The organism is Ruegeria sp. YTSA144, assembly GCF_059610125.1.
In genome coordinates, this window is the sequence record NZ_JBXWNA010000009.1 from 75,149 (window position 1) to 98,400 (window position 23,252).

A 23,252-nucleotide genomic window follows, 5' to 3' on the forward strand; every position below is an offset into this window, starting at 1 on the left:
TCAGAGCTAGAATTGGGTACATGATGCACCCCGCCGACCTGCCGGATACGGTATCCGTTTTTCCATTGCCCGGGGCACTGCTGCTGCCCCGCTCGCGCTTGCCGCTTCACATATTCGAGCCGCGCTATCTTCAGATGCTGGACGACGCGCTGAAAACCAAGGAACGGTTGATCGCAATGGTTCAGCCGAATCCTTCGGTCAAAGACGAGGACAAACTGCACCGTATTGGATGCGCAGGGCGGGTGACGCAGTTTTCGGAAACCGAAGATGGCCGGTATCTGATCACGTTGACCGGTATATCCCGGTTCAGGGTCCTGTCAGAGCTGGACGCGTTCACGCCCTACCGGAGGTGTGCGGTCTCGTGGGACGGGTTCGATCGTGATCTGGGAAAGGCCGAGAAAGACAACGGGTTCGACCGCGCAAAGTTCCTGACATTGCTGGAGCGTTTCTTTTCATCCCGTCAATTGTCCACCGACTGGGATTCGCTCAAAGATGCCGAGGATGAGCTTTTGGTGAATTCTCTGTCGATGCTTCTGGATTTCGACCCCGAGGACAAACAGGCCCTGCTGGAAGCCCCTTGCCTGCGCACCCGGCGCGAGACGTTGGTGACGCTGATTGAATTCGCCATGCGAGGCGGATCGAATGAGGAAAAACTGCAATGACCGACCCTGAACACGTCTTTGATCGCCACATGCTCGAGGCGATGATCTGCCCGCAGACACATACGACCCTGCACTATGACGCCGAAAGGCGGGAACTTGTTTCAAAAGCGGCGGGTTTGGCTTTTCCCATCCGCAACGGGATTCCGGTCATGCTGGTCGACGAGGCCCGGCAGCTGGATTAAATCGGGCGCCCTTGCAACAGCTTGGGCAGATCGCCGGTCAGCCCGGCAGCCTCGCGAACGAAACCGCGACGCAGCCCGGGCAAAGCGCCGACAACCCCCATGCCAATGTCACGACCAAGGCGCAGCAACGGATTGTCGTTTGAAAACATCTTGTTGAAGACATCTGTCGCCATTGCCAGCGAGGCCGTGTCGAAACGGCGCCATTCCTGATAGCGCTCCAGCACCATGAGCGAGCCGATATCCTCGCCGCGCCGTCCCGCCAAAGTCAGAACTTCAGCCAGAGCGCCGACATCGCGCAGGCCAGCATTCAGGCCCTGACCGGCAATGGGGTGCATTCCGTGCGCGGCATCCCCAACCAGCGCCATGCGATCACTGATGAAGGCATTGGCGATGGTCAGGTTCAGCGGATAAGTGAAACGATCACCCGCCAGACTGATTTCGCCAAGAAAATCGCCAAATCGCGGGCGTAGCACTTGCACGTAATCATCTTCGGGCAGGGCGTTGATGTGCTGTGCGGTGTCCGTGCGTTCGCTCCAGACGATGGAACTGCGATTGCCGGTCAACGGCAGAATCGCCAGCGGACCCGGTGGCATGAAAAACTGATGCGCAATGCCATTATGTGGCAGCTCATGTTCGATGGCGCAGACCAATGCCGTCTGGCCATAATCCCAACCGGTGCGTTTGATGCCGGCCCGAGACGCGGTTCCGCTGCGGCGACCGTCACAGCCAACCAGCAGGCTGCCGCCCAGGGTTGTGCCGTCATCCAACGTCACGGTCACGTTGGCAGTGTCGACCTGTTGCGAAACGACGGATTTGCCGCTTACCTGGGTGATGCGCGGCTCTTCGGCCATCGCGTCCAGAAAAGCACGGCGCAGGTGGCGATCCTCGACCATGTACCCCATCGGGCCTTCTTCGATCTCGGCATGGTCGAAATGCATGAAAAAAGGCGATGGTCCTGTTCCGGCATGACCATCTGTGACCTTGATTTCCAGCATCGGTTGGGCGTGCTGCGCGACGCGGTCCCAAATACCGATGGCATCCAACAACCGCTGTGAGGCCAGAGCCAGCGCATAGGCACGCCCGTCGAATGCCGCGTTCTTGCGCGCCTTTTCGACCAGCGCATCGATCACCGTGACCGAATGACCGGTTTGTGCCAGTGCCAGCGCCAAAGCAGGGCCGTTCAACCCGCCGCCCACGATCAGAATGTCAGAAGCCTGTGTCATGCCCTGCAATATGCGCGCCCTTTCGGGATTGTCCATGTGCAGTCCTGTCGCTACCGTCACCCAAAGCCTAAAAATCAGGAGGGATGAGATGCAGGACTGGTTGACCATGACCGCGTGTGATTTGGGCCGTGGCATTGGCATGGGCCAGATCGATCCGGTCGAACTGACGGAAACCTACCTGTCCGCTATTGACGCTCATCCGCATCGGGACCGCATCTATGCCCGCGTCACCCATGACCGTGCCCGGGCTGAGGCTGAAGCCGCTCGGCAACGCGCGCAACTGGGCCTGCGCCGGTCGTTGCTGGACGGGGTCCCGATCAGTTGGAAAGACCTGTTCGACACCGCCGGCACCGTGACCGAGGCCGGTTCGGCTCTGTTGAAGGATCGCGTACCGGAAGCGGATGCTCTGGTGCTGCGCAACGCGACTCAGATGGGAACGGTTTGTCTGGGCAAGACGCATATGAGCGAGCTGGCCTTTTCCGGCCTCGGGTTGAATCCGATCACCGAAACCCCGCCCTGCATTCATGACGAGGCAGCAGTGCCCGGGGGGTCGTCTTCAGGGGCGGCGGCCTCGGTCGCCTGGGGGTTGGCGGCGTGTGGCATCGGCTCGGACACGGGCGGGTCGGTGCGTATCCCGGCGGCATGGAATGATCTGGTGGGGCTGAAAACCACTGCGGGGCGGCTCAGCCTGGAAGGTGTGGTACCGCTTTGCCTGCGGTTTGACACGGTTGGACCTGTGGCGCGTTCGGTCGAGGATGCGGCGCATGTTCTGGCTCTGCTCGAGGGGGGGACGCCTGCCGATCTGCGTGGCGCTTCGCTGAAAGGACGCCGTTTTGCCGATTTGCAGAACATCGCCAAAGACGATCTGCGCGACACACCGCGCAAAGCATATGACGAAGCCGTTGCCAAACTTGCGGACGCGGGGGCCGAGATCGTGCCGTTGGAAGTGCCCGAGTTGAACGAGGCCATGACGTTGACCAGCATCGTATACACGACCGAGGCCTATGGGCTGTGGCGCGATGTGATCGAGGCCAATCCCGACGCGATGTATCCCGAGATACTCGAACGCTTCCGCATTGGCATGGGGTATTCGGGCCCCGACTATGTGGCCGCCTGGGCCAAGCTCAAGGCGTGCCGCAGCGCCTGGGACGCGGCAACCGCCGGGTTTGATGCGGTTCTGGCGCCGACAGCGCCGATTTTGCCGCCCAATCTGGAGCGCTTGCTCAGCGATCACGACTACTACGTGACTGAGAATCTTCTGGCCCTGCGGAACACGCGGATTGGCAATCTGATGGGGCTTGCAGCGCTGAGCCTGCCCACCGGAACCCCCGGTTGCGGGTTGATGATGCTGGGCTATCCCGGCTCGGAAGAGGCGTTGTTGCGGCTTGGTTCGGCAACGGAATCGGTGCTGGCCTGAATGCCACAATCCCCTGATTCGGAACCTCTTTGTCTGGACGAAGAGGCATACGGACTGTAATCTGCCAAAAAAACGGGGCGCCAATGACCCCGATATTGAGGCAGTATTATGGTTTTCCCCGAGCGGTTTTCGAACCTACCGGCTTATGCATTCCCGCGTCTGCGCGCCCTGCTGGATCATCACCAGCCGGGCGGTGACGTCATTCATATGACCATTGGTGCGCCGACACATGAATTTCCGGCCTGGGTGACGGATGTCATCATGGAAAACGCCGCCGGGTTCCAGGGATATCCCCCGAACGAAGGGTCGGATGACCTGCGCAGTGCGATCACGGGCTGGATCAAGCGGAGATATGGGGTTCAGATGGACCCTGATGCCAACGTAATGGCGCTGAACGGCACGCGCGAGGGGCTATACAACGCCGCCATGGCTTTGTGCCCGGAACAGAAGAATGGTCAGCAGCCGATCATCCTGTGCCCGAACCCGTTTTACCAGGTTTACATGGTCGCCTCGCTGTCGGTCGGCGCGCAGCCATACTTCGTGCCAGCCACCGCCGCGACGGGCCATCTGCCGGATTATACCGGCCTGCCTGCGGACGTGCTGAACCGCACCGCCGTGGCCTATATCTGTTCACCGGCCAATCCACAGGGGGCCGTTGCCTCGCGCGATTATTGGGCCGACCTGATCCGTCTGGCCGAGCAGTACGATTTCCGCATTTTTGCGGATGAGTGTTACTCCGAGATTTACCGTGAAGAGGCCCCGACAGGTATTCTGACCGTCGCGCGGGACCTGGGCGCTGATCCTGAAAGGATCACGCTGTTCAACTCGCTCTCCAAACGTTCGAATCTGGCCGGCTTGCGGTCGGGACTTGTCGCAGGTGGTCCAAAGTCGATCAAACAGGTCAAGCAGTTGCGCACCTATGCCGGGTCGCCTCTGCCTCTGCCCTTGCAAGCTGCCGCGGCAAAGGTTTGGGCGGATGAGGAACACGTTCGCGAAAACCGCGCGCTGTATCAGGAAAAATACGCCATAGCGGATGAGGTATTCGCAGGCGTGCAGGGCTATATGCCGCCCGAGGCCGGATTCTTCCTGTGGCTGCCGGTCGAGAATGGTGAAGACACTGCATTGAAAGTCTGGAAGGAAACCGGCGTCCGGGTCCTGCCGGGCGCATATCTTTCACAAGGCGATCCGGGAAAGAACCCGGGCGAAGGATTTATTCGGGCTGCATTGGTGGCCCCAAAAACAGAGTTGCAGCGTGGTCTGATCACACTCCGCGACTGCATCTATTCGTGAGGTACGAGGGCAAAATGGCATCATACAACGCGCGTAACCGCGATCCATTGCTGGACAGCACAACGCAGGCAGCCCTGGAGCGACGCAGCAAGGAACTGATTGGCATCGCCCTGATCCTGCTGGGTTTGGCTGCGGCCGCGATGATCTGGTCCTACACACCTGATGATCCAAACTGGATGGTGTCCACCGACGCACCGGTGCAAAACTGGATGGGGCGGATTGGGGCCTCGATCGCCGCTCCCTTGTTCATGATCGTCGGCTGGGGAAGCTGGGGCATCGCATTGGTTCTGATCGGTTGGGGGGTTCGGTTTGCGGGCCATTTCGGGGAAGATCGCGCGATTGCGCGTCTGATCTTTGCGCCGATCTGGATCGCCGTCGTCTCGGTGTACGCCGCAACCCTCGTTCCTGGCGCAGACTGGCGCGCGACCCACAGCTATGGTCTGGGCGGATTGTTCGGCGATACGGTCATGGGCGCGTTGCTGACGCTGCTGCCGATTTCGTCCCATTTTCTGGTGAAGCTGATGTCGCTTGCCATGGCGGTCGGGATGATCGCGCTGGGCATATTTGTTCTGGGCTTCACCAAAGCTGATGTGAAAAAAGGCTTCCGAGCCTTCCTGCTGGGTCTCGTCATGGCATACGACATGCTGATGACCCTGATGGGCCGTGGTGCAGCCTCGGCAGCGCAAGCTGCGCGAGATCGCCGCGCGCAATGGGAAGAGCGCAAACTTGCACGTGGCGCGGCGGCCGAGGCCGTGTTCGAGGATGATCTGGCTTATGCCGATCCAATCTTTGAAGAACCTGAACTGGAAAGTCCCGAACCTCCGGTCAAATCCGGCCTGTTGGCGCGCATGCCGTCACTCATCAGGCGCCCCGATCCCATGCCCGAGCCAGAGCTGGTCGATCCGGAACCGATCGCGGGTTTCGACGAAATGCCGGGGGAAGATCGCATCCGGTCGAAAATCTCGGCCGCTGTGCGCAATCGCAAAGTGGCCACCGGTGAGGTGACGCCCGAACCCGACCCGAACCTTCCGCTGACCAAAGGCCGTGGCCGCCGCCCGGGGCCGCTGATTCTGAACACAAGCCAGCCCGATGGCTTGCCGATGGAACCGCCGGTGACAGCAGCAGGGCTGCCGCCCGAGCCACCCATAACAGCGGGTGACAAGCCAGAGTCGCAAGACTCCGCACTGGTTGAAAACGCGCCCGCGCCCATGCAGACCCCCTATGCGCCCGAACTGGACGAGGGTGACGCCGAGGTATTCGAGGATGTCGAACAAGCTGTTCGGCAACCGCGCCCGGCAATGAAAATCCCGGTGGTCGAACCGCGCAAGCCCGTGGTCGCACAACCGATACGCCGCACACCGCAGCCGTCTCGCCGCGCACAGGCCGAGGCGCAGCCCGCATTGTCCTTTGAAGAGCGGCACTCGGATTTCGAACTGCCACCTCTGGGCCTTTTGTCGAATCCGGCCAGCATTCAGCGCCATCATCTGAGCGATGAAGCCTTGGAAGAAAACGCGCGGATGTTGGAGAACGTTCTGGATGATTACGGCGTCAAGGGCGAGATCGTCAGCGTTCGCCCCGGCCCGGTTGTGACCATGTACGAGCTGGAGCCCGCTCCGGGTCTGAAGGCAAGCCGTGTGATCGGCCTGGCCGACGACATCGCACGCTCGATGTCGGCCCTGTCGGCGCGGGTTTCGACCCTGCCGGGGCGTTCGGTGATCGGTATCGAACTGCCGAACGAAAACCGCGAAATGGTGGTTCTGCGCGAAATCCTGGCCAGCCGTGACTTTGGCGATGGCAACCAGGCGCTGCCGTTGGCCCTGGGCAAGGATATCGGCGGCGAATCCGTCGTGGCGAACCTGGCGAAGATGCCGCACCTGCTGATTGCGGGCACCACCGGGTCAGGTAAATCGGTGGCAATCAACACGATGATCCTGTCACTGCTGTACAAGCTGACGCCGGATGAATGCCGTCTGATCATGATCGATCCCAAGATGCTGGAACTGTCGGTCTATGACGGCATCCCGCACCTGCTGTCGCCGGTCGTGACCGACCCGAAAAAGGCGGTGGTCGCACTGAAATGGGTCGTGGGCGAGATGGAGGACCGCTATCGCAAGATGTCCAAGATGGGCGTCCGCAACATCGCGGGTTACAACGGGCGCGTGAAGGATGCGCTGGCCAAGGGTGAAATGTTCAGCCGCACGGTTCAAACCGGGTTTGACGATGAAACCGGAGAACCCACATTCGAGACGGAAGAATTCGCGCCCGAAGCGATGCCCTATATCGTCGTCATCGTCGATGAGATGGCCGACCTGATGATGGTGGCGGGAAAGGAAATCGAAGCCTGCATCCAGCGTCTGGCGCAGATGGCGCGGGCCTCGGGCATTCACCTGATCATGGCCACACAGCGCCCCTCGGTCGACGTGATCACCGGTACGATCAAGGCGAACTTCCCAACGCGGATTTCGTTCCAGGTAACGTCGAAAGTCGACAGCCGCACCATTCTGGGTGAAATGGGCGCCGAACAGCTGCTGGGGCAGGGCGACATGCTCTACATGGCTGGCGGTGCCAAGATTACCCGCTGCCACGGGCCGTTCGTGTCGGATGAAGAGGTCGAGGAAGTCGTCAACCACCTGAAACAGTTCGGCCCGCCGGATTACGTCAGCACGGTGCTGGATGGCCCGGCCGAAGATAAGGCCGACAATATCGATGCCGTTCTGGGGTTGAACACAGGTGGCAATACGAACGGGGAGGATGCGCTCTACGATCAGGCGGTGGCAATCGTGATCAAGGATCGCAAATGCTCGACCTCGTACATCCAGCGAAAACTTGCCATCGGCTACAACAAAGCTGCACGGCTTGTTGAGCAAATGGAAGACGAAGGTGTTGTTTCGTCAGCAAATCATGTGGGGAAACGCGAAATCCTCGTCCCCGAACAGTAAGATATTTAATAACAAGGGCAGAAGACCTATCTGTACGGCATGAAACAGATTGCTTTTGCCCTTGCTTTGACACTGGCCGCACCCGCCGCATGGGCGGCGGAGAAACTGCCGCTTTCACAGATTTCCAACTACCTGAACGGATTGAAGACGGTTCAGACGACATTCACGCAGGTGAATGACGATGGCTCGCTGAGCACCGGCAAGCTGTGGATGCAGCGCCCCGGCAAGATGCGGTTTGAATATGACCCGCCCAACAGTGCCGTGGTTCTGGCGAGATCCGGAAGTGTTCAGATCTTTGATCCGAAATCGAATCAGCCGCCCGAGCAATACCCGCTTAAGCGCACGCCCCTGTCCATCGTGCTGGCGCGCAACGTGAACCTGAGCCAGGCGAATATGGTCGTAGGTCACAGCTTTGACGGGACGGCCACGGTTGTCACGGCGCAGGATCCCAAAAACCCCGAAGCGGGCCGGATCGAACTGATGTTCACGGACAATCCGGTCGAGCTGCGCAAATGGGTGATTCACGACAATGCAGGCAGCCAGACAACGGTATTGCTGGGCGCCCTGAATGAAGGCGGTCGCCTTGATCAGAAGCTGTTCTCGGACAAAAAGAGAAGCGGGTCAGGAAATCGCTGACCCGCTGACGCTTCAGTACCGGCAGTTCGCCAACTGAGCCTGATATAGTCGCGCGCGCGCGTCCACGTCATTTGCAACGTTCAACAGCCAGGATTTGTTGTTGTAGCTGCCGCGCGCGTACCCTGTATGGCCTTCGTGATAGGCCAGGTATTGATTGCGCGTGTCGCTGGGATGGATGCCGTTGCGCTCGTAGCTTTTGTTCATGTACCAGCCGATGAAATCCGAGGCGTCGCGGATGCGATCCCGTTTGGCCCGACGTTTTCCTGTTTCGCGCTGATATTGTTCCCACGTCCCGTCCAGTGCCTGACCATAGCCGTAAGCGCTGCTTTGACGGCCCATCGGGATCACGCCCAGAACATATCTGTGTGGCGTGCGCGCGTCATGCTTGTACCGGCTTTCCTGATAGATGGTCGCCATCTGAACGTGAACCGGAACGCCCCATTTGCGCTCGGTATTCTTGAAGGCCTTGATAAAGTCGGGTTTTTCACGCGCAATGCTGCACGCGTCGTTCAATCTGCTGGGCGGCTGTTTGGAACCGCCCCCACAGGATGCCAGAAGCAGCACCCCAAGGAGTACGAAAAGAATTCTGCTCATGTGCCTTGTGCCTTTTTTGCTTATTCTAGCGCAGATTGAGCGCTGAGGAAATCACAATCGCTATAAAATGATGGCCAGAACAGCCGGTAACGCCGCCACGGAAAGTACGGTGGACACCATGACCATGCCGGCGACGGCGTCGGAATCGGCCCCGAACCGTTCGGCCAACAGGTAAGAGGTTACGGCAACCGGCGTACAAATCTGAACAACCAGAACGCCAAATGCGATCGTATCCAGATCAAACCATCGTCCGATTCCCCATCCCAGCGCAAAGCACACCGCCAGTTTCAGCGTCGACAGCCACAGCGCCCGCCCCAGGCTGTGCGAGGTCAGGCGGGCGATTGCCACACCCAATGTGACCAGCATCAGCGGGACGGCCATTTGCCCCAAAAGCTCCAGCGTGCTGGTCAGAAATGTCGGCGTCTGCCACCCCTGCGACAGACACACTGCGCCAAGGATCGTCGCCCAGGCCATTGGTTGGCGCGCAACCTGTCCCCACGCACCTTTACCGGCGACCAGATAAATCCCGTAAGTGAAAGAAAACAGTGCAGTAACTGACAGAAAGATGACTGCATACCCCAGGCCGACCTGTCCAAAGGCAAAGATACACAGCGGCAGGCCCAGATTGCCGGTATTGCCGAAAATCAAAGGTGACAGATACGTTCGCGGGTCCAGTCTCAACCCTCGAACGATCAGCCAGAACAACACTGCCAGCAGCAGATTTGCGACCAGTGTCGCCATTGTGAAGCGTGACAGATCATTGCCCGGGATCTCGGTTTGCATCAGGGCAACAAAGATCAGGCTGGGCATCGCCAGCATCGTTGCAAAACGGGTGACGAATTGCAGGCGGTATTCGAAACCCAGCTTGACCCAGCTAAAACCAACAGCCGCCAATAGAAAAACCGGCGCCACGATTTCGAACACTGTCAGTATAAGGTTCACAGACTGTTTCCCTGATTTTCACATCAATGATTGGCTTTTCCGCCCGGAAACGGGTAAAAAAAGCGGTGGGGGCTGATACAATGCTAAAGACACGTGCAAAATACGGCTTGGGCCAGGTGGTTCGTCACAAGAAACACCCTTTTCGAGGGGTGATTTTTGACGTGGATCCCGAGTTTTCGAATACCGAAGAATGGTATCAAGCCATTCCGGAAGACAGCCGCCCAAGGAAAGAGCAACCGTTCTATCACCTGCTGGCCGAGAACGATCAATCCTTCTATGTTGCTTATGTTTCAGAACAAAATCTTGTTGCCGACTATTCAGGAGAACCGGTCGAGCACCCGGATATACCCAACATGTTCGGACCGTTCGAAGATGGTGCATACCCCCTGCATTTCCACCTGAACTAGCGGAACCGAACCGGCGGGCGTAGGTCTGCCGCAGATCAGTATCCAAGCGAACAGCCATCCTTACGTGGGTCGCTGCCGCCTTCCAAAATGCCGTCGTTTCGGATTCGGATCGCTTGCGCTCCGCCAAGTGGTGTTTCCGGTACTTCAATTTTGTGGCCGATATCGGACAATTGTTTCGCAATCGCCTCGCTGTACCCGCGCTCCAGTTTCAGAACCGATCCGTCAAAGAAGGCACGCGGCGCATCGATGCTTTGCTGCAACCCAAGCCCGAAATCGGTAAGATTTGACACGAAACGCGCGTGTCCGGTTGGCTGATAGGCACCGCCCATCACTCCAAACGGCATCGTGACCCGACCGTCCTGTGCCAACATTCCCGGAATGATCGTGTGCATCGGGCGTTTGCCGCCGCCCAGTTCGTTGGGGTGGCCGGGCTGCAATGTGAATCCTGCCCCGCGGTTTTGCAGCAATATGCCGTATTTTTCCGACGCGATACCGGATCCAAAGCTGTGAAAGATCGAATAGATCAGCGAAACAGCCATTTGGTCGCGGTCGACCACGGTGATGTAAACCGTGTCCTTGTGAACCGCTTCGGTCAGAGGCGCCGCAGCAGGCATCGCCTTTTGGGGATCGATCAAAGCAGCCAATCTGGCAGCGATATCCGGATCCAGAAAGTGCTCCATTCTTGCCATGTGGTCGGGATCCGCGATGAACCGGTTTCGAGCGTCATAGGCCAGTTTGGTGGCCTCGGCTTCGATATGAATACGCTCCGCTCCGAATGGATCCATCGAGGCCATGTCAAAGTGCTTGAGGATATTCAGCAGCAAAATCGCGGTTGCGCCCTGGCCGTTCGGTGGATGTTCCACCAAATCCACGCCTTTGTAGGCCCCATGTATCGGCTGCGTTTCGGTATATCTTGTGTGATGAAAATCCTCAGCGGAATGGACACCACCCCTTTCCGAAAGTGCGGTAATCATATCATCGGCGATTTCACCTGAATAGAACGCGTCGCGCCCGTGGGCCGCGATCTGGCGCAATACCTCAGCCTGTCCCGGCGCACGGAAAACCTGCCCGATCGACGGGGCTTGCCCGTCAATCAGATAGTGGTCGCGGGCGGCGCCCTGAAGTGTTGCGGCCCCCGATTTCCAATCGAAAGCGACACGGGGAGCCACCGGAACACCCGCTTCAGCATAATGAATCGCCGGGTTCAAAATCGCGCCCAACCCCAGGCGACCCTCGGTCTGGGCCAGGTGGCAGAAGGCATCGACGGCTCCGGGAATGGTCACGGCATCCGGCCCATCCAAAGGTACGGATGACAGGCCCTGATCGCGCAACATCTGGGATTGCGCGGCAGCCGGTGCGCGACCTGATCCGTTGAGCGCGCGTATCCTGCTTTCGCCGGCACGATTGAACAGAACGAAGCAATCGCCGCCCAATCCGGTCATCTGAGGTTCGCAAATCCCCAGAAGAACAGCCCCGGCGATCGCGGCATCCATCGCGTTGCCGCCCTGGCCCAAGATATCGATGGCCACCTTTGCCGCCAGCGGATGCGACGTTGCGCACATGCCTTGCGTGGCAAAAACTTCGGATCGGCCCGGGCTATGCAGATCACGCATGGCGAATTCTCTCTCTGTGGAACAAGAGAAAGCTATTCACTGATCAGCGATTGTCCAGCAGTTTCGGGGGGGAAGTTCCTCGGCGCCATTCACTGGGTGGGGGCTGTGATATGTGGCGCCGAGGGAAGCTATCTGAGCTACGAGTCACTGTATGGCGGTTGTTTGCGGCGCGACAATGTTTCGAAAATGACCTTATTGTGACCAATTGCGGTCGATCACCCGTTGGATTCAAAGTCAAACCGCAGGGACAGACGATTGCATCCACCGCGCCGCTCGTACCGGATATCACTGGTGAGGCGATGAATCAGGAACCAGCCGAACCCGCCTTCGGGGAGGTCCTGTAGATCCGTTCCAATTGGAGCAGGGGTGCCATCCGGAAGCCGGTATCCAGGCAGCGGGCGCCCCGTATCCGAGATCAAGATGTCCAGAAGATCCCTGTCCAGCCGGCAGGTGACCTGAACCTTGGCCGCGGCGATGCCATTGTAAGCGTGTTCCACGACGTTGTTGATGGCTTCAGCCAATGCAATCTTCACATCATCGGCTTTATGGGGGGGCAACCCCCGTTCCGCCAGACCGACGCTGAGCTTTGCAATGCCCACACTGGCCTCTGATTCCGTCGCAGGGAAGGTCAATTCCAGACAGGTCTTGTTTTCAATCGGCTCCACGCCATCTATCCCCTGCTGCCGTCAGGCGTCCGTCTCTGACAACGCGTCATCCAGTGTTTCAAAAAGCCTGAAAACCGTATCCATGCGTGTCAGGCGAAAGACTTTTTCGACCACTGGCTGCAACCCGGCCAGATCAAGCCTCCGGTCCTTTCCCAGCTGTTTCATTGAGGCAACGATTGCACCCAGACCGCTGGAGTCAATGAACTCGACATCGGACAGATCCAGAACAACGCGATGAGCGCTGTCCTCGGTATTGGCGCGCATGTCTTCCTTGAACTGAATGGCCATTGCAGCATCGATCCGGTCGGCATGAACGGTGATGATCTGAGTTTCGCCGGTTGTCTTGCTGGTCAGCCCCATGATCCTGCCGCTTTCCAAACTGAAATTGAGTCGTAGAAATACGCTAGACGGCAATTCTTACCATTCGGTATTCAAGGGCCGGAAAGCAGGAGGAAAACCCGGATGAGAGACGTTGTTATAGCAGGGGCTGCCCGTACACCGATGGGCGGGTTTCAGGGCATGTTTGACGGTGTTGCTGCGGCTGACCTCGGGGGCGAAGCGATCCGCGCGGCTTTGCAACAGGCAGGGGTACAGACAGTCGACGAAGTGCTGATGGGTTGCGTTTTGCCGGCCGGGCAGGGTCAGGCACCTGCGCGGCAGGCCGGATTCGCGGCAGGATTGGGCGAAGAGGTTCCCGCCACCACGCTGAACAAAATGTGTGGTTCGGGGATGAAGGCCGCAATGATGTCCTTTGACCAAATTGCCTTGGGTCACGCAGATACGATGGTTGCGGGCGGCATGGAAAGCATGACCAACGCGCCGTATCTGCTGCCCAAGATGCGCGGCGGCGCCCGCATTGGCCACGGCCAGGTGGTTGATCATATGTTCCTCGACGGCCTTGAAGATGCCTATGACAGGGGCCGTCTGATGGGGACCTTCGCCGAAGATTGTGCCGAGGCGTACCAGTTCACCCGTGAAGCACAGGATGAATACGCGCTGCAATCTTTGTCCAACGCGCTGTCTGCGCAGGAAAGTGGTGCATTCGATCAGGAAATCGCGCCCGTTACGGTCCGGACGCGCAAGGGTGAAATTCTGCTGGAGACAGATGAGCAGCCAAAATCCGCCCGCCCCGAGAAGATCCCGACGCTGAAGCCTGCATTTCGCAAGGACGGTACAGTGACGGCCGCCAACTCGTCTTCGATTTCGGATGGCGCGGCGGCGCTGGTTCTCGCGTCGGCAGAGGCCGCCGAAGCGCAGGGCATGACGGTTCGGGCCCGGATTTTGGGTCATGCGAGCCATGCTCAGGCCCCCGGCCTTTTCACGACGGCTCCGGTCCCGGCGGCGCAGAAGCTGTTGTCGCGCATTGGCTGGAGCAAGGATGACGTCGACCTGTGGGAAGTGAACGAGGCCTTCGCGGTTGTTCCGATGGCTTTCATGCACGAAATGGGCTTGCCGCGAGACAGGGTGAATGTGAATGGCGGCGCCTGTGCCCTGGGTCATCCCATCGGTGCCTCTGGTGCCCGCATCATCGTTACGTTGTTGAATGCGCTGGAAAAACGAAACCTCAAACGGGGTGTCGCGGCAATCTGCATTGGCGGGGGTGAAGGCACGGCCATTGCCATTGAACGCGTTTGACCCTTCATCTTTTTCCAAATACTCCGGGGGCTCGGGGGCCGTGCCCCCCACCATCCGAAGGGGTTGCAATCAATGACTGCCGATTATGAAACGCTTGCCAAGACCATCGCGGCCCTGACCGAAGGTGAAACGGATCATGTTGCTCTCATGGCAACTGTCGCCTGCGAGGTTCACCATTCCGACGATCGTTTTGACTGGACCGGGTTTTATCGTGTCACCGAACCGGGCGTTCTGAAGATCGGCCCCTATCAGGGTGGGCATGGGTGTTTGGTCATCCCGTTTGAACGGGGCGTCTGCGGTGCTGCCGCAAGAACGGGCGAAACGCAGCTGGTGCCGGATGTCGATGCATTTCCGGGTCACATCGCCTGCGCCAGCTCAACCCGGTCCGAACTGGTTCTGCCAGTGCGGGATTCGTCGGGAAAAGTCATCGCCGTTTTTGACATTGACAGCGACCAGCCGGATGCTTTCACGCAACAGGATGCGCAAAACCTGGAAGGCATTCTGACTGCCGTGTTTGCGAGGCACTGACCGCTGCGGTCGTTGCGGATGTGCATCAACCCGAGGGATTCCCGAGGGATTGAACGGCCCGTCTGACTTCGTCTTGCAGGCTTGGAAACGATCTCCTATCAAAATCCATAGCGAAGTTTCGTTTTGGGGTGTTTCTCAGGGATGCAAGAGTCTGACATCAATCCGACGGTCGCGGATGAAGCGCCTCCAAAAGGGATCAGACGCGCCCATATGGCGACATTCCCGGATCGCATCGGCGTATTGCCCCATTCGGTGGCAAGCATCGCGCATCAGGTCGACAGAGTTTTCATCTGCCTGAACGAATACCAGAAAGTTCCCGATTTTCTGGGCGAGTTCGACAACGTCACCGCCGTGATTCCCGACCGGGATTACAAGGATGTTGGCAAGTTCATTTTTCAACCTGATCCGGAAGACACCGTTTTTCTGGTCGACGATGATATCGAATATGCGGACAACTATGTCCGTCAGACCATACGCCGGGCGCGGGGCGTCGGGCTGGAAAAGCGCGTCTTCGGTTATCACGCCACGACATTTACAAACCCGACGCCCAAGTCCATACGGCAGCGCACGTTGTTGCGTATGAACCAACGGCTGACCTACTCGACCAGGGTGCACCAGCTGGGAACCGGAACCGTCATGTTGTCCGGGTCGCTGTTCCCAGCACTGGATTACATGGAGGGCAGCGAGAAGTTTGTCGATGTGCGTTTTGCCCGCTACTGTTTTGAAAATGACATCGAAATGTGGACGCTGCCCAGAAACCGCCGCCGCTTTCCCAGCTTGCTCGCCGGGCTTGAGCCGGAAAAGCGTGAAACGATTGCTGACAGTTTCACCCGTCGTTGGCCTCAACATGTGTTGGATGAAGTGAAGGTTTTTGCCGGTCTTCAATTCTAATCCCGGGCGGGCTTTGCACGGTTCACGCTCATTCAAGACCTGTCTCTGTTGCCAAGGATTTCCCATGTCGCCGCAGCGCGACGGGGGAACGATATGTGCTGTCTTTTTGAAATGAAGCCCTTGTACGGCAAACACTGATATCCGGCTGCTGCGTACCTGCGGTTTTTCTGATGTTTCAAGGGCCTCCGTGCCTGCTGGTCCTCAATTCTGTTGTCGGTACGAAGTGATGACCAACGCCCCATTGAAACCGGGCGTGAAAAAACGCTTGGAAATTTCACCGTCTTGCTTCATCGTGAAAAACGAAGGAAGAATTTCATGAGATTCGGAGCGGCCTGTGAACAGCCAAGCCCCCCAAAGCGCGACCCTTGGTGCTGACCTGAGGGCCTTGCGCAAGGCCCGAGGGTTGACCCTGACCGAGATTGCAACTCGGCTGGATCGCTCTGTCGGTTGGTTGAGCCAGGTTGAGCGCGATTTGTCCGAGCCTTCAATCTCGGACCTGCGCCAGATTGCCGAATGCCTCGGCGTGCCAATGTCGATGCTGTTTGCGCATTCCGCTGCCCCCGCAGACGAACAGGGCTACGTTGTGCGCGCCGGGTCGCGTCGCCCGATGGGGTCGGGCGAAGAAGGGCTGATCGAAGAGTTGCTGTCGCCGGATCTGACCGATGATTTCGAGATGGTGCATTCCACTTTCGAGCCACATTCACGGATGCAGACGCCAGCCAATCGCCCGACGCAGGAAGTGGGCTATATGATCTCGGGTCGATTGAACCTGACGATCGGGGCGCGTGACTTCCTGGTGGGGCCTGGTGACAGCTTTCGGATCAAACACGAACCTTATCAATGGGCCAACCCCTATGATGAGCCTGCCGTGGCCATCTGGGTCATTGCTCCGCCGGTGTACTGATGAGCTTCGAGGCCTGGACCATATTCGCGCTGTTCTGGGTGGTATTCGTCACCACTCCGGGGCCGAACGCGGTCAACTGCATCTCGAACGGGATGAGCCTGCCATTTCCAAAGGCGATGATGGGTGTATTGGCCATCCTGACACAGGCCAGCATGTTTTTGATCCTGTCCGCGCTGGGCGTCACAGCCCTGATTGCCGCTTCTCCGACCGGTTTCTTCATGGCCAAGCTGGTCGGAGCGGGCTTTCTGATCTGGCTGGGCGTGCGGGGGTGGATGAACGCAACAAAGCCCGCACCGGTTTCAGAGCGCCCGGCCCGGCACGTTTATTTGCACGCGCTGGCAGTGGCCACGATCAACCCCAAAAGTGTCGCCGGATATCTCGCGGCGTTCTCGCAATTCGTTCAGCCCGAGGTTCCAATCTGGCAGCAGATGGTCGTGATCATGCCAACCGCGCTGATCATCACCACGCTCAGCTATACCGGTTTCACCGTGTTGGGCGCCTTGATGGGCAAGGCGGCGCTGGGCGCGGTGTTCAATATCTGGGTGCGCCGGGTGATGGCGGCCTGTTTCATAATCTACGGCGTGTTGTTGGGAACCAGCACCGCGCCTGCGGCAAGGGGGTAGTCTTATGTACAGCGGGTCCTGCCTTTGCGGTTCAGTTGCTTTCACCATCGACGGAGACCTTTCTCCGCCTTCGGTCTGCCATTGCGGGCAGTGCCGAAAGCAATCCGGCCATGTCTGGGCCTCGACCACGACCCATCAGGACAACCTGAGTTTCTCGGCCCGCGACACGCTGAACTGGTTTCACGCGTCAGACACCGCACGGCGCGGGTTTTGCAGCAAATGTGGCTCGTTTCTCTTCTGGCAACACAACCAAGAGGACACGATTTCGATTTCCATGGGCGCATTCGATGCCCCCACGGGCCTAAAGCTCTCGAAGCACATCTTTGTGGCTGACAAGGGCGACTATTACGACATCACGGACGATCTGCCCCAACGGGCACAGTAACAGGGACCAAGACACATGAGTGATTTTCCGACAAAAGCCCGCGTGGTCATTATCGGTGGCGGTGTGGTGGGGGCTTCCTCGCTGTATCATCTGGCCAAGAAAGGCTGGACCGACTGCGTTCTGCTGGAAAAGAATGAACTGACCGCAGGTTCGACCTGGCACGCGGCGGGCAACGTGCCGACCTTCTCGACCTCGTGGGCGATCATGAACATGCAGCGGTATTCGACCGAGCTGTATTCGCGTCTGGGTGAAGAGGTCGACTATCCGATGAACTACCACGTGTCCGGCTCGATCCGTCTGGCGCACAGCAAAGAGCGGATGCAGGAGTTCCAGCGGGCCATGTCGATGGGCCGCTATCAGGGAATCCCGATGGAAATGTGGACGCCGGAGCAGGCCAAGGAACGCTACCCGTTCCTGGAAACTCATGATCTTGAGGGTGTTCTGTATGACCCGACCGATGGCGATATCGACCCCGCGCAGCTGACCCAGGCGCTGGCCAAGGGTGCGCGTGACATGGGGCAGAAGATCATCCGGTTCTGCCCCGCCACCGGCGTCACCCAGCATGACGACGGCACCTGGACCGTCCACACCGAGAAGGGTGACATCGACTGCGACTATGTCGTCAACGCTGCCGGATACTATGCGCAACGCGTCGGCGAGTGGTTCAAACCCTATGGCGGCCGCACCGTGCCGGCGATGGTCATGAGCCACCAGTATCTGCTGACCGACGAAGTGCCGGAAGTTGAAGAATGGTCCAAGAAGAACGGCGGCAGGAAGCTGCCGCTGCTGCGCGATGTAGACGTCTCGTACTACCTGCGGCAGGAAAAGAACGGCTTCAATCTCGGCCCCTACGAGCCCAACTGCAAGGGCCATTGGATGACCGAGGATGACCCGATGCCCGAGGATTTCAGCTTCCAGCTTTGGAACGATGATCTGGACCGCATCGAGGACATCGTCACCGACGCGATGGAGCGGGTGCCGCTGATGGCGACCTCGGGCGTGGGCCGCGTGATCAACGGGCCGATCCCCTATGCGCCCGACGGCCTGCCGCTGATCGGCCCGATGCCGGGCGTCAAGAACGCCTTCGAGGCACATACCTTCACCTTCGGTATCGCCCAGGGCGGCGGCGCGGGCAAGGTGCTGGCCGAATGGATCGTGGATGGCGCCACCGAATGGGACATGTGGGCCGTCGATCCCCGCCGCTATACCGACTACACCGATCAGGATTACTGCAATCAAAAGGGCATGGAGGTCTACGGCAACGAATACGCCATGCACTTCCCGCATCATGAATGGCCCGCCGCGCGCGACAAGAAACTGTCGCCGGTGCATGCCAAGGTCAGGGAACTGGGCGGCGTCATGGGCGTCTACAACGGCTGGGAGCGCGCCAACTGGTTCGCGCAGCCGGGCGACGATACCTCCGAGGAAGGCACCCACACCTGGGGCCGGTCCGGCCCGTGGGAGCAGCGGATCAAGGAAGAATGCGAGGCCGTGCGCGACCATTGCGGCGTGCTCGACCTGCCGGGCTTCTCGCGCTTCATCGTCAAGGGCGAAGGCGCCGCCGAGGCGCTGCGCGGGCTGGTCACCGGTGGCCTGCCCAAGGAGGGGCGGATCAACCTGGTCTACATCGCCGACGACCGTGGCCGCATCCTGACCGAGATGTCCTGCATGCGCCTGGGCGAGGATGATTTCGTGATGATCACCGCCGCCACCGCGCAATGGCACGACCGCGACATCCTGAGGAACGCGATGCCCGCGGGCGTCACCGTCGAGGACGTGACCACCACTCGCGACACGCTGATCGTGACCGGGCCGAAATCGCGCGAGATCCTGTCGGGCCTGACCGATGCAGACCTCTCGGCCGGCTGGCTGACCCATCAGGCGGCCACCGTGGCCGGGCAACCCGCCCACCTGATCCGCGTGTCCTTCGCCGGTGAACTGGGCTGGGAGGTGCATGCGCTGAACGAGCACATGCCCGCGATCTATGACGCGATCCTTGCCGCCGGGGCCAAGCCGTTCGGCATGTATGCGCTGAACTCACTGCGCATCGAAAAGGGATACCGCGCGTGGAAGGGCGACCTCAGCACCGACTACTCGCTGCTGGAAGCGGGCTTGGAGCGGTTTGTCAAACTGGACAAGCCGCAGGACTTCCCCGGAAAGGCCGCCATCCTGAACGAAAAGCAGCAGGGCGTGAAGAAGTCGTTCGTCACCCTGACTGTCGATGCAGGTGATTGCGATGCGCCTTACATGTCGTGCATCTGGCAGGGCGATCAGATCGTGGGCGAGACCACTTCGGGCGCATGGGGGTACCGTGTCGGCAAATCCATCGCGCTGGGCATGATCAAGTCAGAACATGCAAACCCCGGTACCGAGCTCGAGGTGGAAATCTACGGCCAGAAGTGCCGCGCCGTGGTGCAGCAGGATCAGCCGCTGTGGGATCCCGCAAATGAGCGGCTGCGCGCCTGACCTAAGGAGGCCCCCATGCGTCCGCAATATTCCAGGCTGGAACCCGGTGAGGGTCCCAACTTTGACTGGGAAAACGACCATACCTTCGTTAAGGTTTCCGGTCGGGGCACGCGCGGGGCCTACACCTTGATGGAAGACAACGTGAAGGCCAGCTGTACGCTTGGCCTTCATCGCCACAACAGCCATGCCGAGGTTTTCTGTTTTCCGAAGGCGGGGTTGGTTTCTTTGTTGATGGTGGATCGCGTTGATGTGGGCTGAGGATCACGAGCCACGGTCCGTAACATTCTGATGGTGAGGTCTGAGATGACGATTCCCAATACCATGTCGGGCGTCTACCTGACCGGTCACGGTGGACCCGAGGTTCTGGAATGGCGTGATGATATTCCGGTTCCTGAACCCGGGGCAGGACAAGTTCTTGTTCGGGTCGCCGCCGCAGGCGTGAACAACACGGATATCAACACGCGTGTCGGTTGGTATTCCTCGGACGTCACCGGCGCGACGGATGCGGTTGACCAAGAGGTCGAAGCGGGTGGTTGGGGCGGTGCATTGCACTTTCCCCGCATTCAGGGCGGCGATCTGTGCGGCATCGTGGAACAGGTTGGGCCGGGTGTTGCCTTCAAACCGGGGCAGCGCGTGACCTGTCCGATAAACCTGCCGCGCCCGCGTCCGGGAAACCCGCAGGGCTTCATTGCGCTGGGTTCCGAGATCGACGGGGCTTTTGCGCAGTACTGCCTGGTTGAAGCCGATGATCTCTATGACGTCAGCGCCTCGCCCCTTTCGGATGTGGAAATCGCAGCCATTCCTTGCGCCTTTGGCACGGCGGAAAACCTGCTGACCCGCGCAGGCGTGACTGCCGGGCACAAGGTGCTGATTACCGGTGCTTCGGGTGGCGTCGGGCTGGCGGCGGTGCAACTCGCTGCGCTGCGCGGGGCGTCGGTTTGGGCTGTAACAGCTGGCGCGAAAGCCGAGATCGTGAAATCCCAGGGGGCAGAGAACACGTTTGACCGGAACGACCCGCTGCCGCAAGATATGTTCGATGTGGTGATAGACGTTGTGGGTGGCCCGGCTTGGCCATCGCTGATCCTTTCCCTGAAACCCGGCGGGCATTACGCCGTTTCGGGGGCGATAGCGGGCCCGATTGTCGAAGCTGATCTGCGGGACATATATCTGCGCGACATCACCATACATGGGTGCACGCACCAGGCACCCGAAGTCTTTGCCCGTCTTGTGGAACTGGTGAATACCGGACGGATCAAGCCGCTGGTTTCCCGGACCTATCCGTTGAAGGATATTGGCGTTGCACAGGCTGACTTTCAATCGAAGACCCTTCCGGGAAAACTGGTATTGGTGCCCTGAGGAGTAACGACATGGCAGATATCACCCTTTTGGACGGCTCTATCGGGCAGGAACTGGTAAAACGCAGTGGCGACCGGGCGACACCGCTGTGGTCGACGCGCGTGATGATCGATCACCCCGATTTGGTCGCGGAAGTACACCGCGACTATTTCCGCCGGGGTGCGACGGTCGCGACAACCAATACTTATGCCGTGCATCGCTCTCGTCTGGTGCGGGTGGGGATGGAGGATCAGATGCCCACCCTGATCGACACTGCCCTGACACAGGCGGAACGTGCCCGCGCGGAAACCGAGGGCCGGATCGCGGGTGCATTGGGGCCGTTGCTGGCATCTTATCGACCCGATCTGAACCCGGATCCGGCGGACGCGGCTGAAAAGTTCGCCGAACTTGTGGCCATGATGGCCGCGCGGGTCGATCTGTTTCTGATCGAGACCGTGTCTTCGATACAGGAAGCCGAGGGCGCTTTGCGCGGCACGGCCGGATGCGGAAAACCGGTTTGGCTGTCCCTGTCGGTCAATGATGACGATGGCAGCCTTCTCAGGTCCGGCGAAGCGTTGGCGGACATTGCTCCGCTGGTGGAAGAGTTTTCGCCCGATGCCGTGTTGATCAACTGTTCGCGCCCCGAAGCGATCCCGGCGGCGCTGGAGGTTCTGTCCGGCATGAATCGGCCATACGGGGCCTACGCCAATGGTTTTACGCATATTTCGGATGGCTTCCTTCAGGATGCGCCGACCGTGGATGCCCTGCAAGAACGGCATGACCTTGGCCCCGGGGCTTATGCGGATCAGGTGATGCGGTGGATCGATCAGGGGGCAACGATTGTTGGCGGGTGCTGCGAAATCGGGCCGGATCATATCGAAGAACTGGCGAACCGGGTGCGGGCCGCCGGTCATAACATCGTTTGAAGAAAATGGCGGCAAAACCTACTTCTGACGCTCCAAAACAGGCCATACGGCATTTCGACATCCTTGTCGCGCCGGGTTTCGTGCTGCTGGAACTGGCGTCTTTGGTCGAGGTGTTGAGGCTGGCCAACCGTGTATGCCCAAGCCCTCCGTTCACCTTCACCTATCGCTCGCTCAAAGGTGGCCCGATCGCCAGCAGCAGTGACGCCGTGGTTCAAACAGAAGCGGTGCCGCCTCAGCCCAAGGCGGACTACCTGTTCGTAATCGGCAATTCAGATCCGGATCATCCGGATTTGTCGTTGGGGCGGGTGGTGTCGGACTATACCTTCCGGGGCGCCAAGGTGTTCCTGCTGGCCGAAGCCGCCAGCCGCTATATCGACGAGCAGGGAACAGCCGACCTGGCAACCCATTGGGAAAACGCATCGTTCCTGCGGGAACGCGGAGCCCGGTTCGAAGCCAAACTGTCGATCGCAACCGAACAGGGCGCAGTGGTGACATGTGCCGGGATGGAGGCAACAACGGATATCGCCTTGGCAGTGATCGGGCGTCATGTCTCGGGACCGGCGAAGATGACCGTGGCCGACATCATGCTGCATGAGAACATCCGCGATTTCGCTTCGATGCAGCCATTTTCGGGCGCCAAGTTGACCGCGACAGGCGATTCGAAGCTGGATCAGTGCATAAAGCTCATGCAGGCCAATATCGAAGACCCCCTGCCGATCAATCAGATTGTCGAATCGCTGCACCTGTCGAACCGGTCCCTCGAGCGTAAGTTCAAAACCTTTTTTGGAACCACTCCCAACGGGTTCTACCGGGAAATGCGACTGGCCAAGGCAAATAACCTGTTGCTGAACACCACGATGAGCGTTCGCGAAATTGGAATGGCCTGTGGTTTCCCGAACGGTTTTTCGTCTGTGTACAAAAGCTTCTTCGGGGTAACGCCTTTTGTCGTACGTCGGCAAAAGCGCGCGGCTTCACATCGGTGAAAACTG

Annotated in this window: 24 protein-coding genes; 18 read left to right on the forward strand and 6 right to left on the reverse strand. The window is 59.3% G+C overall.

From position 1 onward, the window contains the following. The first annotated feature begins 20 nt into the window (after positions 1-20). On the forward strand, positions 21-662 hold the full coding sequence (locus AC2FF8_RS17245) for an LON peptidase substrate-binding domain-containing protein (RefSeq protein WP_496880313.1): 642 nt from the start codon (positions 21-23) through the stop codon (positions 660-662). After that, positions 659-844: a Trm112 family protein gene (locus AC2FF8_RS17250; RefSeq protein ID WP_480685939.1), complete on the forward strand. Its 186-nt coding sequence runs from the start codon at positions 659-661 to the stop codon at positions 842-844. The genes AC2FF8_RS17245 and AC2FF8_RS17250 overlap by 4 nt, the downstream gene beginning before the upstream one ends. Here AC2FF8_RS17250 and AC2FF8_RS17255 read toward each other — a convergent pair. Next, on the reverse strand, positions 841-2,103 hold the full coding sequence (locus AC2FF8_RS17255) for an FAD-dependent monooxygenase (protein WP_496880314.1): 1,263 nt from the start codon (positions 2,101-2,103) through the stop codon (positions 841-843). The genes AC2FF8_RS17250 and AC2FF8_RS17255 overlap by 4 nt on opposite strands. Positions 2,104-2,155: 52 nt before the next feature. Between AC2FF8_RS17255 and AC2FF8_RS17260 the strand changes: the two genes are divergently transcribed. The 4 genes from AC2FF8_RS17260 to AC2FF8_RS17275 all read left to right on the forward strand — a co-directional run bounded on the left by AC2FF8_RS17260 (position 2,156) and on the right by AC2FF8_RS17275 (position 8,349). Continuing rightward, positions 2,156-3,484 carry an amidase gene (locus tag AC2FF8_RS17260; protein WP_496880315.1) on the forward strand — a complete coding sequence of 443 codons (1,329 nt, stop codon included), beginning with the start codon at positions 2,156-2,158 and terminating at the stop codon, positions 3,482-3,484. A 108-nt stretch (positions 3,485-3,592) separates the two neighbouring features. Then, positions 3,593-4,774: an aminotransferase class I/II-fold pyridoxal phosphate-dependent enzyme gene (locus tag AC2FF8_RS17265; RefSeq protein ID WP_496880316.1), complete on the forward strand. Its 1,182-nt coding sequence runs from the start codon at positions 3,593-3,595 to the stop codon at positions 4,772-4,774. Positions 4,775-4,788: 14 nt separating this feature from the next. Continuing rightward, positions 4,789-7,713: a DNA translocase FtsK gene (locus AC2FF8_RS17270; RefSeq protein WP_496880317.1), complete on the forward strand. Its 2,925-nt coding sequence runs from the start codon at positions 4,789-4,791 to the stop codon at positions 7,711-7,713. A gap of 39 nt (positions 7,714-7,752) precedes the next feature. Next, positions 7,753-8,349 (forward strand): LolA family protein, encoded by a 597-nt coding sequence (locus AC2FF8_RS17275; protein ID WP_170345603.1) that lies wholly within the window; start codon positions 7,753-7,755, stop codon positions 8,347-8,349. A 12-nt stretch (positions 8,350-8,361) separates the two neighbouring features. Here AC2FF8_RS17275 and AC2FF8_RS17280 read toward each other — a convergent pair whose 3' ends face one another. Both AC2FF8_RS17280 and AC2FF8_RS17285 read right to left on the reverse strand, forming a co-directional pair. Next, positions 8,362-8,943 (reverse strand): transglycosylase SLT domain-containing protein, encoded by a 582-nt coding sequence (locus AC2FF8_RS17280; protein WP_170345604.1) that lies wholly within the window; start codon positions 8,941-8,943, stop codon positions 8,362-8,364. Positions 8,944-9,003: 60 nt separating this feature from the next. Further along, positions 9,004-9,885, reverse strand: a complete 882-nt coding sequence (locus AC2FF8_RS17285) for an AEC family transporter (RefSeq protein ID WP_496880318.1) — start codon at positions 9,883-9,885, stop codon at positions 9,004-9,006. A gap of 80 nt (positions 9,886-9,965) precedes the next feature. On the opposite strand from AC2FF8_RS17285, the gene hspQ reads away from it, so the two are divergent. Beyond that, the gene (hspQ, locus tag AC2FF8_RS17290; protein WP_050604943.1) at positions 9,966-10,292 is read left to right on the forward strand and encodes a heat shock protein HspQ; all 327 of its coding nucleotides are present in this window, start codon (positions 9,966-9,968) and stop codon (positions 10,290-10,292) included. A gap of 35 nt (positions 10,293-10,327) precedes the next feature. Here hspQ and ggt read toward each other — a convergent pair whose 3' ends face one another. The 3 genes from ggt to AC2FF8_RS17305 all read right to left on the reverse strand — a co-directional run bounded on the left by ggt (position 10,328) and on the right by AC2FF8_RS17305 (position 12,930). Further along, complete coding sequence (ggt, locus tag AC2FF8_RS17295; RefSeq protein ID WP_496880319.1) at positions 10,328-11,905, reverse strand: gamma-glutamyltransferase; 1,578 nt, start codon at positions 11,903-11,905, stop codon at positions 10,328-10,330. A 215-nt stretch (positions 11,906-12,120) separates the two neighbouring features. Then, positions 12,121-12,570 (reverse strand): ATP-binding protein, encoded by a 450-nt coding sequence (locus tag AC2FF8_RS17300; RefSeq protein ID WP_480685944.1) that lies wholly within the window; start codon positions 12,568-12,570, stop codon positions 12,121-12,123. Positions 12,571-12,591: 21 nt separating this feature from the next. Next, a complete protein-coding gene (locus AC2FF8_RS17305; protein ID WP_117872067.1) occupies positions 12,592-12,930 on the reverse strand; it encodes an STAS domain-containing protein in 339 nt (112 codons plus the stop codon). A gap of 102 nt (positions 12,931-13,032) precedes the next feature. On the opposite strand from AC2FF8_RS17305, the gene AC2FF8_RS17310 reads away from it, so the two are divergent. The 11 genes from AC2FF8_RS17310 (at position 13,033) to AC2FF8_RS17360 (ending at position 23,246) form a co-directional block, all read left to right on the forward strand. Further along, positions 13,033-14,205 carry a thiolase family protein gene (locus tag AC2FF8_RS17310; protein WP_496880320.1) on the forward strand — a complete coding sequence of 391 codons (1,173 nt, stop codon included), beginning with the start codon at positions 13,033-13,035 and terminating at the stop codon, positions 14,203-14,205. Between the two features lie 72 nt (positions 14,206-14,277). Next, positions 14,278-14,733 (forward strand): GAF domain-containing protein, encoded by a 456-nt coding sequence (locus tag AC2FF8_RS17315; protein WP_496873830.1) that lies wholly within the window; start codon positions 14,278-14,280, stop codon positions 14,731-14,733. Positions 14,734-14,874: 141 nt separating this feature from the next. Next, positions 14,875-15,624 (forward strand): hypothetical protein, encoded by a 750-nt coding sequence (locus tag AC2FF8_RS17320; RefSeq protein ID WP_496873831.1) that lies wholly within the window; start codon positions 14,875-14,877, stop codon positions 15,622-15,624. Positions 15,625-15,958: 334 nt separating this feature from the next. After that, complete coding sequence (locus tag AC2FF8_RS17325) at positions 15,959-16,528, forward strand: helix-turn-helix domain-containing protein (RefSeq protein WP_496880321.1); 570 nt, start codon at positions 15,959-15,961, stop codon at positions 16,526-16,528. Beyond that, positions 16,528-17,151 carry a LysE family translocator gene (locus AC2FF8_RS17330; RefSeq protein ID WP_171726145.1) on the forward strand — a complete coding sequence of 208 codons (624 nt, stop codon included), beginning with the start codon at positions 16,528-16,530 and terminating at the stop codon, positions 17,149-17,151. Before AC2FF8_RS17325 ends, AC2FF8_RS17330 begins: the two co-directional genes overlap by 1 nt. Before the next feature lie 4 nt (positions 17,152-17,155). After that, on the forward strand, positions 17,156-17,536 hold the full coding sequence (locus AC2FF8_RS17335; RefSeq protein ID WP_496880322.1) for a GFA family protein: 381 nt from the start codon (positions 17,156-17,158) through the stop codon (positions 17,534-17,536). Positions 17,537-17,551: 15 nt separating this feature from the next. Further along, positions 17,552-20,002, forward strand: a complete 2,451-nt coding sequence (locus AC2FF8_RS17340; protein ID WP_496880323.1) for a GcvT family protein — start codon at positions 17,552-17,554, stop codon at positions 20,000-20,002. A 15-nt stretch (positions 20,003-20,017) separates the two neighbouring features. Next, positions 20,018-20,260, forward strand: a complete 243-nt coding sequence (locus AC2FF8_RS17345; protein WP_425080086.1) for a cupin domain-containing protein — start codon at positions 20,018-20,020, stop codon at positions 20,258-20,260. 45 nt (positions 20,261-20,305) lie between these two features. Beyond that, a complete protein-coding gene (locus AC2FF8_RS17350) occupies positions 20,306-21,358 on the forward strand; it encodes an alcohol dehydrogenase family protein (RefSeq protein ID WP_496880324.1) in 1,053 nt (350 codons plus the stop codon). An 11-nt stretch (positions 21,359-21,369) separates the two neighbouring features. Further along, positions 21,370-22,263 (forward strand): homocysteine S-methyltransferase family protein, encoded by an 894-nt coding sequence (locus AC2FF8_RS17355; protein WP_496880325.1) that lies wholly within the window; start codon positions 21,370-21,372, stop codon positions 22,261-22,263. A 5-nt stretch (positions 22,264-22,268) separates the two neighbouring features. Then, positions 22,269-23,246: a GlxA family transcriptional regulator gene (locus AC2FF8_RS17360; RefSeq protein ID WP_257599407.1), complete on the forward strand. Its 978-nt coding sequence runs from the start codon at positions 22,269-22,271 to the stop codon at positions 23,244-23,246. The last annotated feature ends 6 nt before the right edge of the window (positions 23,247-23,252 follow it).

Coding starts and splice junctions, on each gene's coding strand:
- AC2FF8_RS17355 (WP_496880325.1), top strand. CDS start 21,370: ATGGCAGATATCACCCTTTTGGACGGCTCTATCGGGCAGGAACTGGTA.
- AC2FF8_RS17345 (WP_425080086.1), top strand. CDS start 20,018: ATGCGTCCGCAATATTCCAGGCTGGAACCCGGTGAGGGTCCCAACTTT.
- AC2FF8_RS17255 (WP_496880314.1), bottom strand. CDS start 2,103: ATGGACAATCCCGAAAGGGCGCGCATATTGCAGGGCATGACACAGGCT.
- AC2FF8_RS17315 (WP_496873830.1), top strand. CDS start 14,278: ATGACTGCCGATTATGAAACGCTTGCCAAGACCATCGCGGCCCTGACC.
- AC2FF8_RS17260 (WP_496880315.1), top strand. CDS start 2,156: ATGCAGGACTGGTTGACCATGACCGCGTGTGATTTGGGCCGTGGCATT.
- AC2FF8_RS17245 (WP_496880313.1), top strand. CDS start 21: ATGATGCACCCCGCCGACCTGCCGGATACGGTATCCGTTTTTCCATTG.
- AC2FF8_RS17340 (WP_496880323.1), top strand. CDS start 17,552: ATGAGTGATTTTCCGACAAAAGCCCGCGTGGTCATTATCGGTGGCGGT.
- AC2FF8_RS17280 (WP_170345604.1), bottom strand. CDS start 8,943: ATGAGCAGAATTCTTTTCGTACTCCTTGGGGTGCTGCTTCTGGCATCC.
- AC2FF8_RS17350 (WP_496880324.1), top strand. CDS start 20,306: ATGACGATTCCCAATACCATGTCGGGCGTCTACCTGACCGGTCACGGT.
- AC2FF8_RS17265 (WP_496880316.1), top strand. CDS start 3,593: ATGGTTTTCCCCGAGCGGTTTTCGAACCTACCGGCTTATGCATTCCCG.
- AC2FF8_RS17320 (WP_496873831.1), top strand. CDS start 14,875: ATGCAAGAGTCTGACATCAATCCGACGGTCGCGGATGAAGCGCCTCCA.
- AC2FF8_RS17310 (WP_496880320.1), top strand. CDS start 13,033: ATGAGAGACGTTGTTATAGCAGGGGCTGCCCGTACACCGATGGGCGGG.
- AC2FF8_RS17275 (WP_170345603.1), top strand. CDS start 7,753: ATGAAACAGATTGCTTTTGCCCTTGCTTTGACACTGGCCGCACCCGCC.
- hspQ (WP_050604943.1), top strand. CDS start 9,966: ATGCTAAAGACACGTGCAAAATACGGCTTGGGCCAGGTGGTTCGTCAC.
- AC2FF8_RS17360 (WP_257599407.1), top strand. CDS start 22,269: ATGGCGGCAAAACCTACTTCTGACGCTCCAAAACAGGCCATACGGCAT.
- ggt (WP_496880319.1), bottom strand. CDS start 11,905: ATGCGTGATCTGCATAGCCCGGGCCGATCCGAAGTTTTTGCCACGCAA.
- AC2FF8_RS17305 (WP_117872067.1), bottom strand. CDS start 12,930: ATGGGGCTGACCAGCAAGACAACCGGCGAAACTCAGATCATCACCGTT.
- AC2FF8_RS17270 (WP_496880317.1), top strand. CDS start 4,789: ATGGCATCATACAACGCGCGTAACCGCGATCCATTGCTGGACAGCACA.
- AC2FF8_RS17250 (WP_480685939.1), top strand. CDS start 659: ATGACCGACCCTGAACACGTCTTTGATCGCCACATGCTCGAGGCGATG.
- AC2FF8_RS17330 (WP_171726145.1), top strand. CDS start 16,528: ATGAGCTTCGAGGCCTGGACCATATTCGCGCTGTTCTGGGTGGTATTC.
- AC2FF8_RS17335 (WP_496880322.1), top strand. CDS start 17,156: ATGTACAGCGGGTCCTGCCTTTGCGGTTCAGTTGCTTTCACCATCGAC.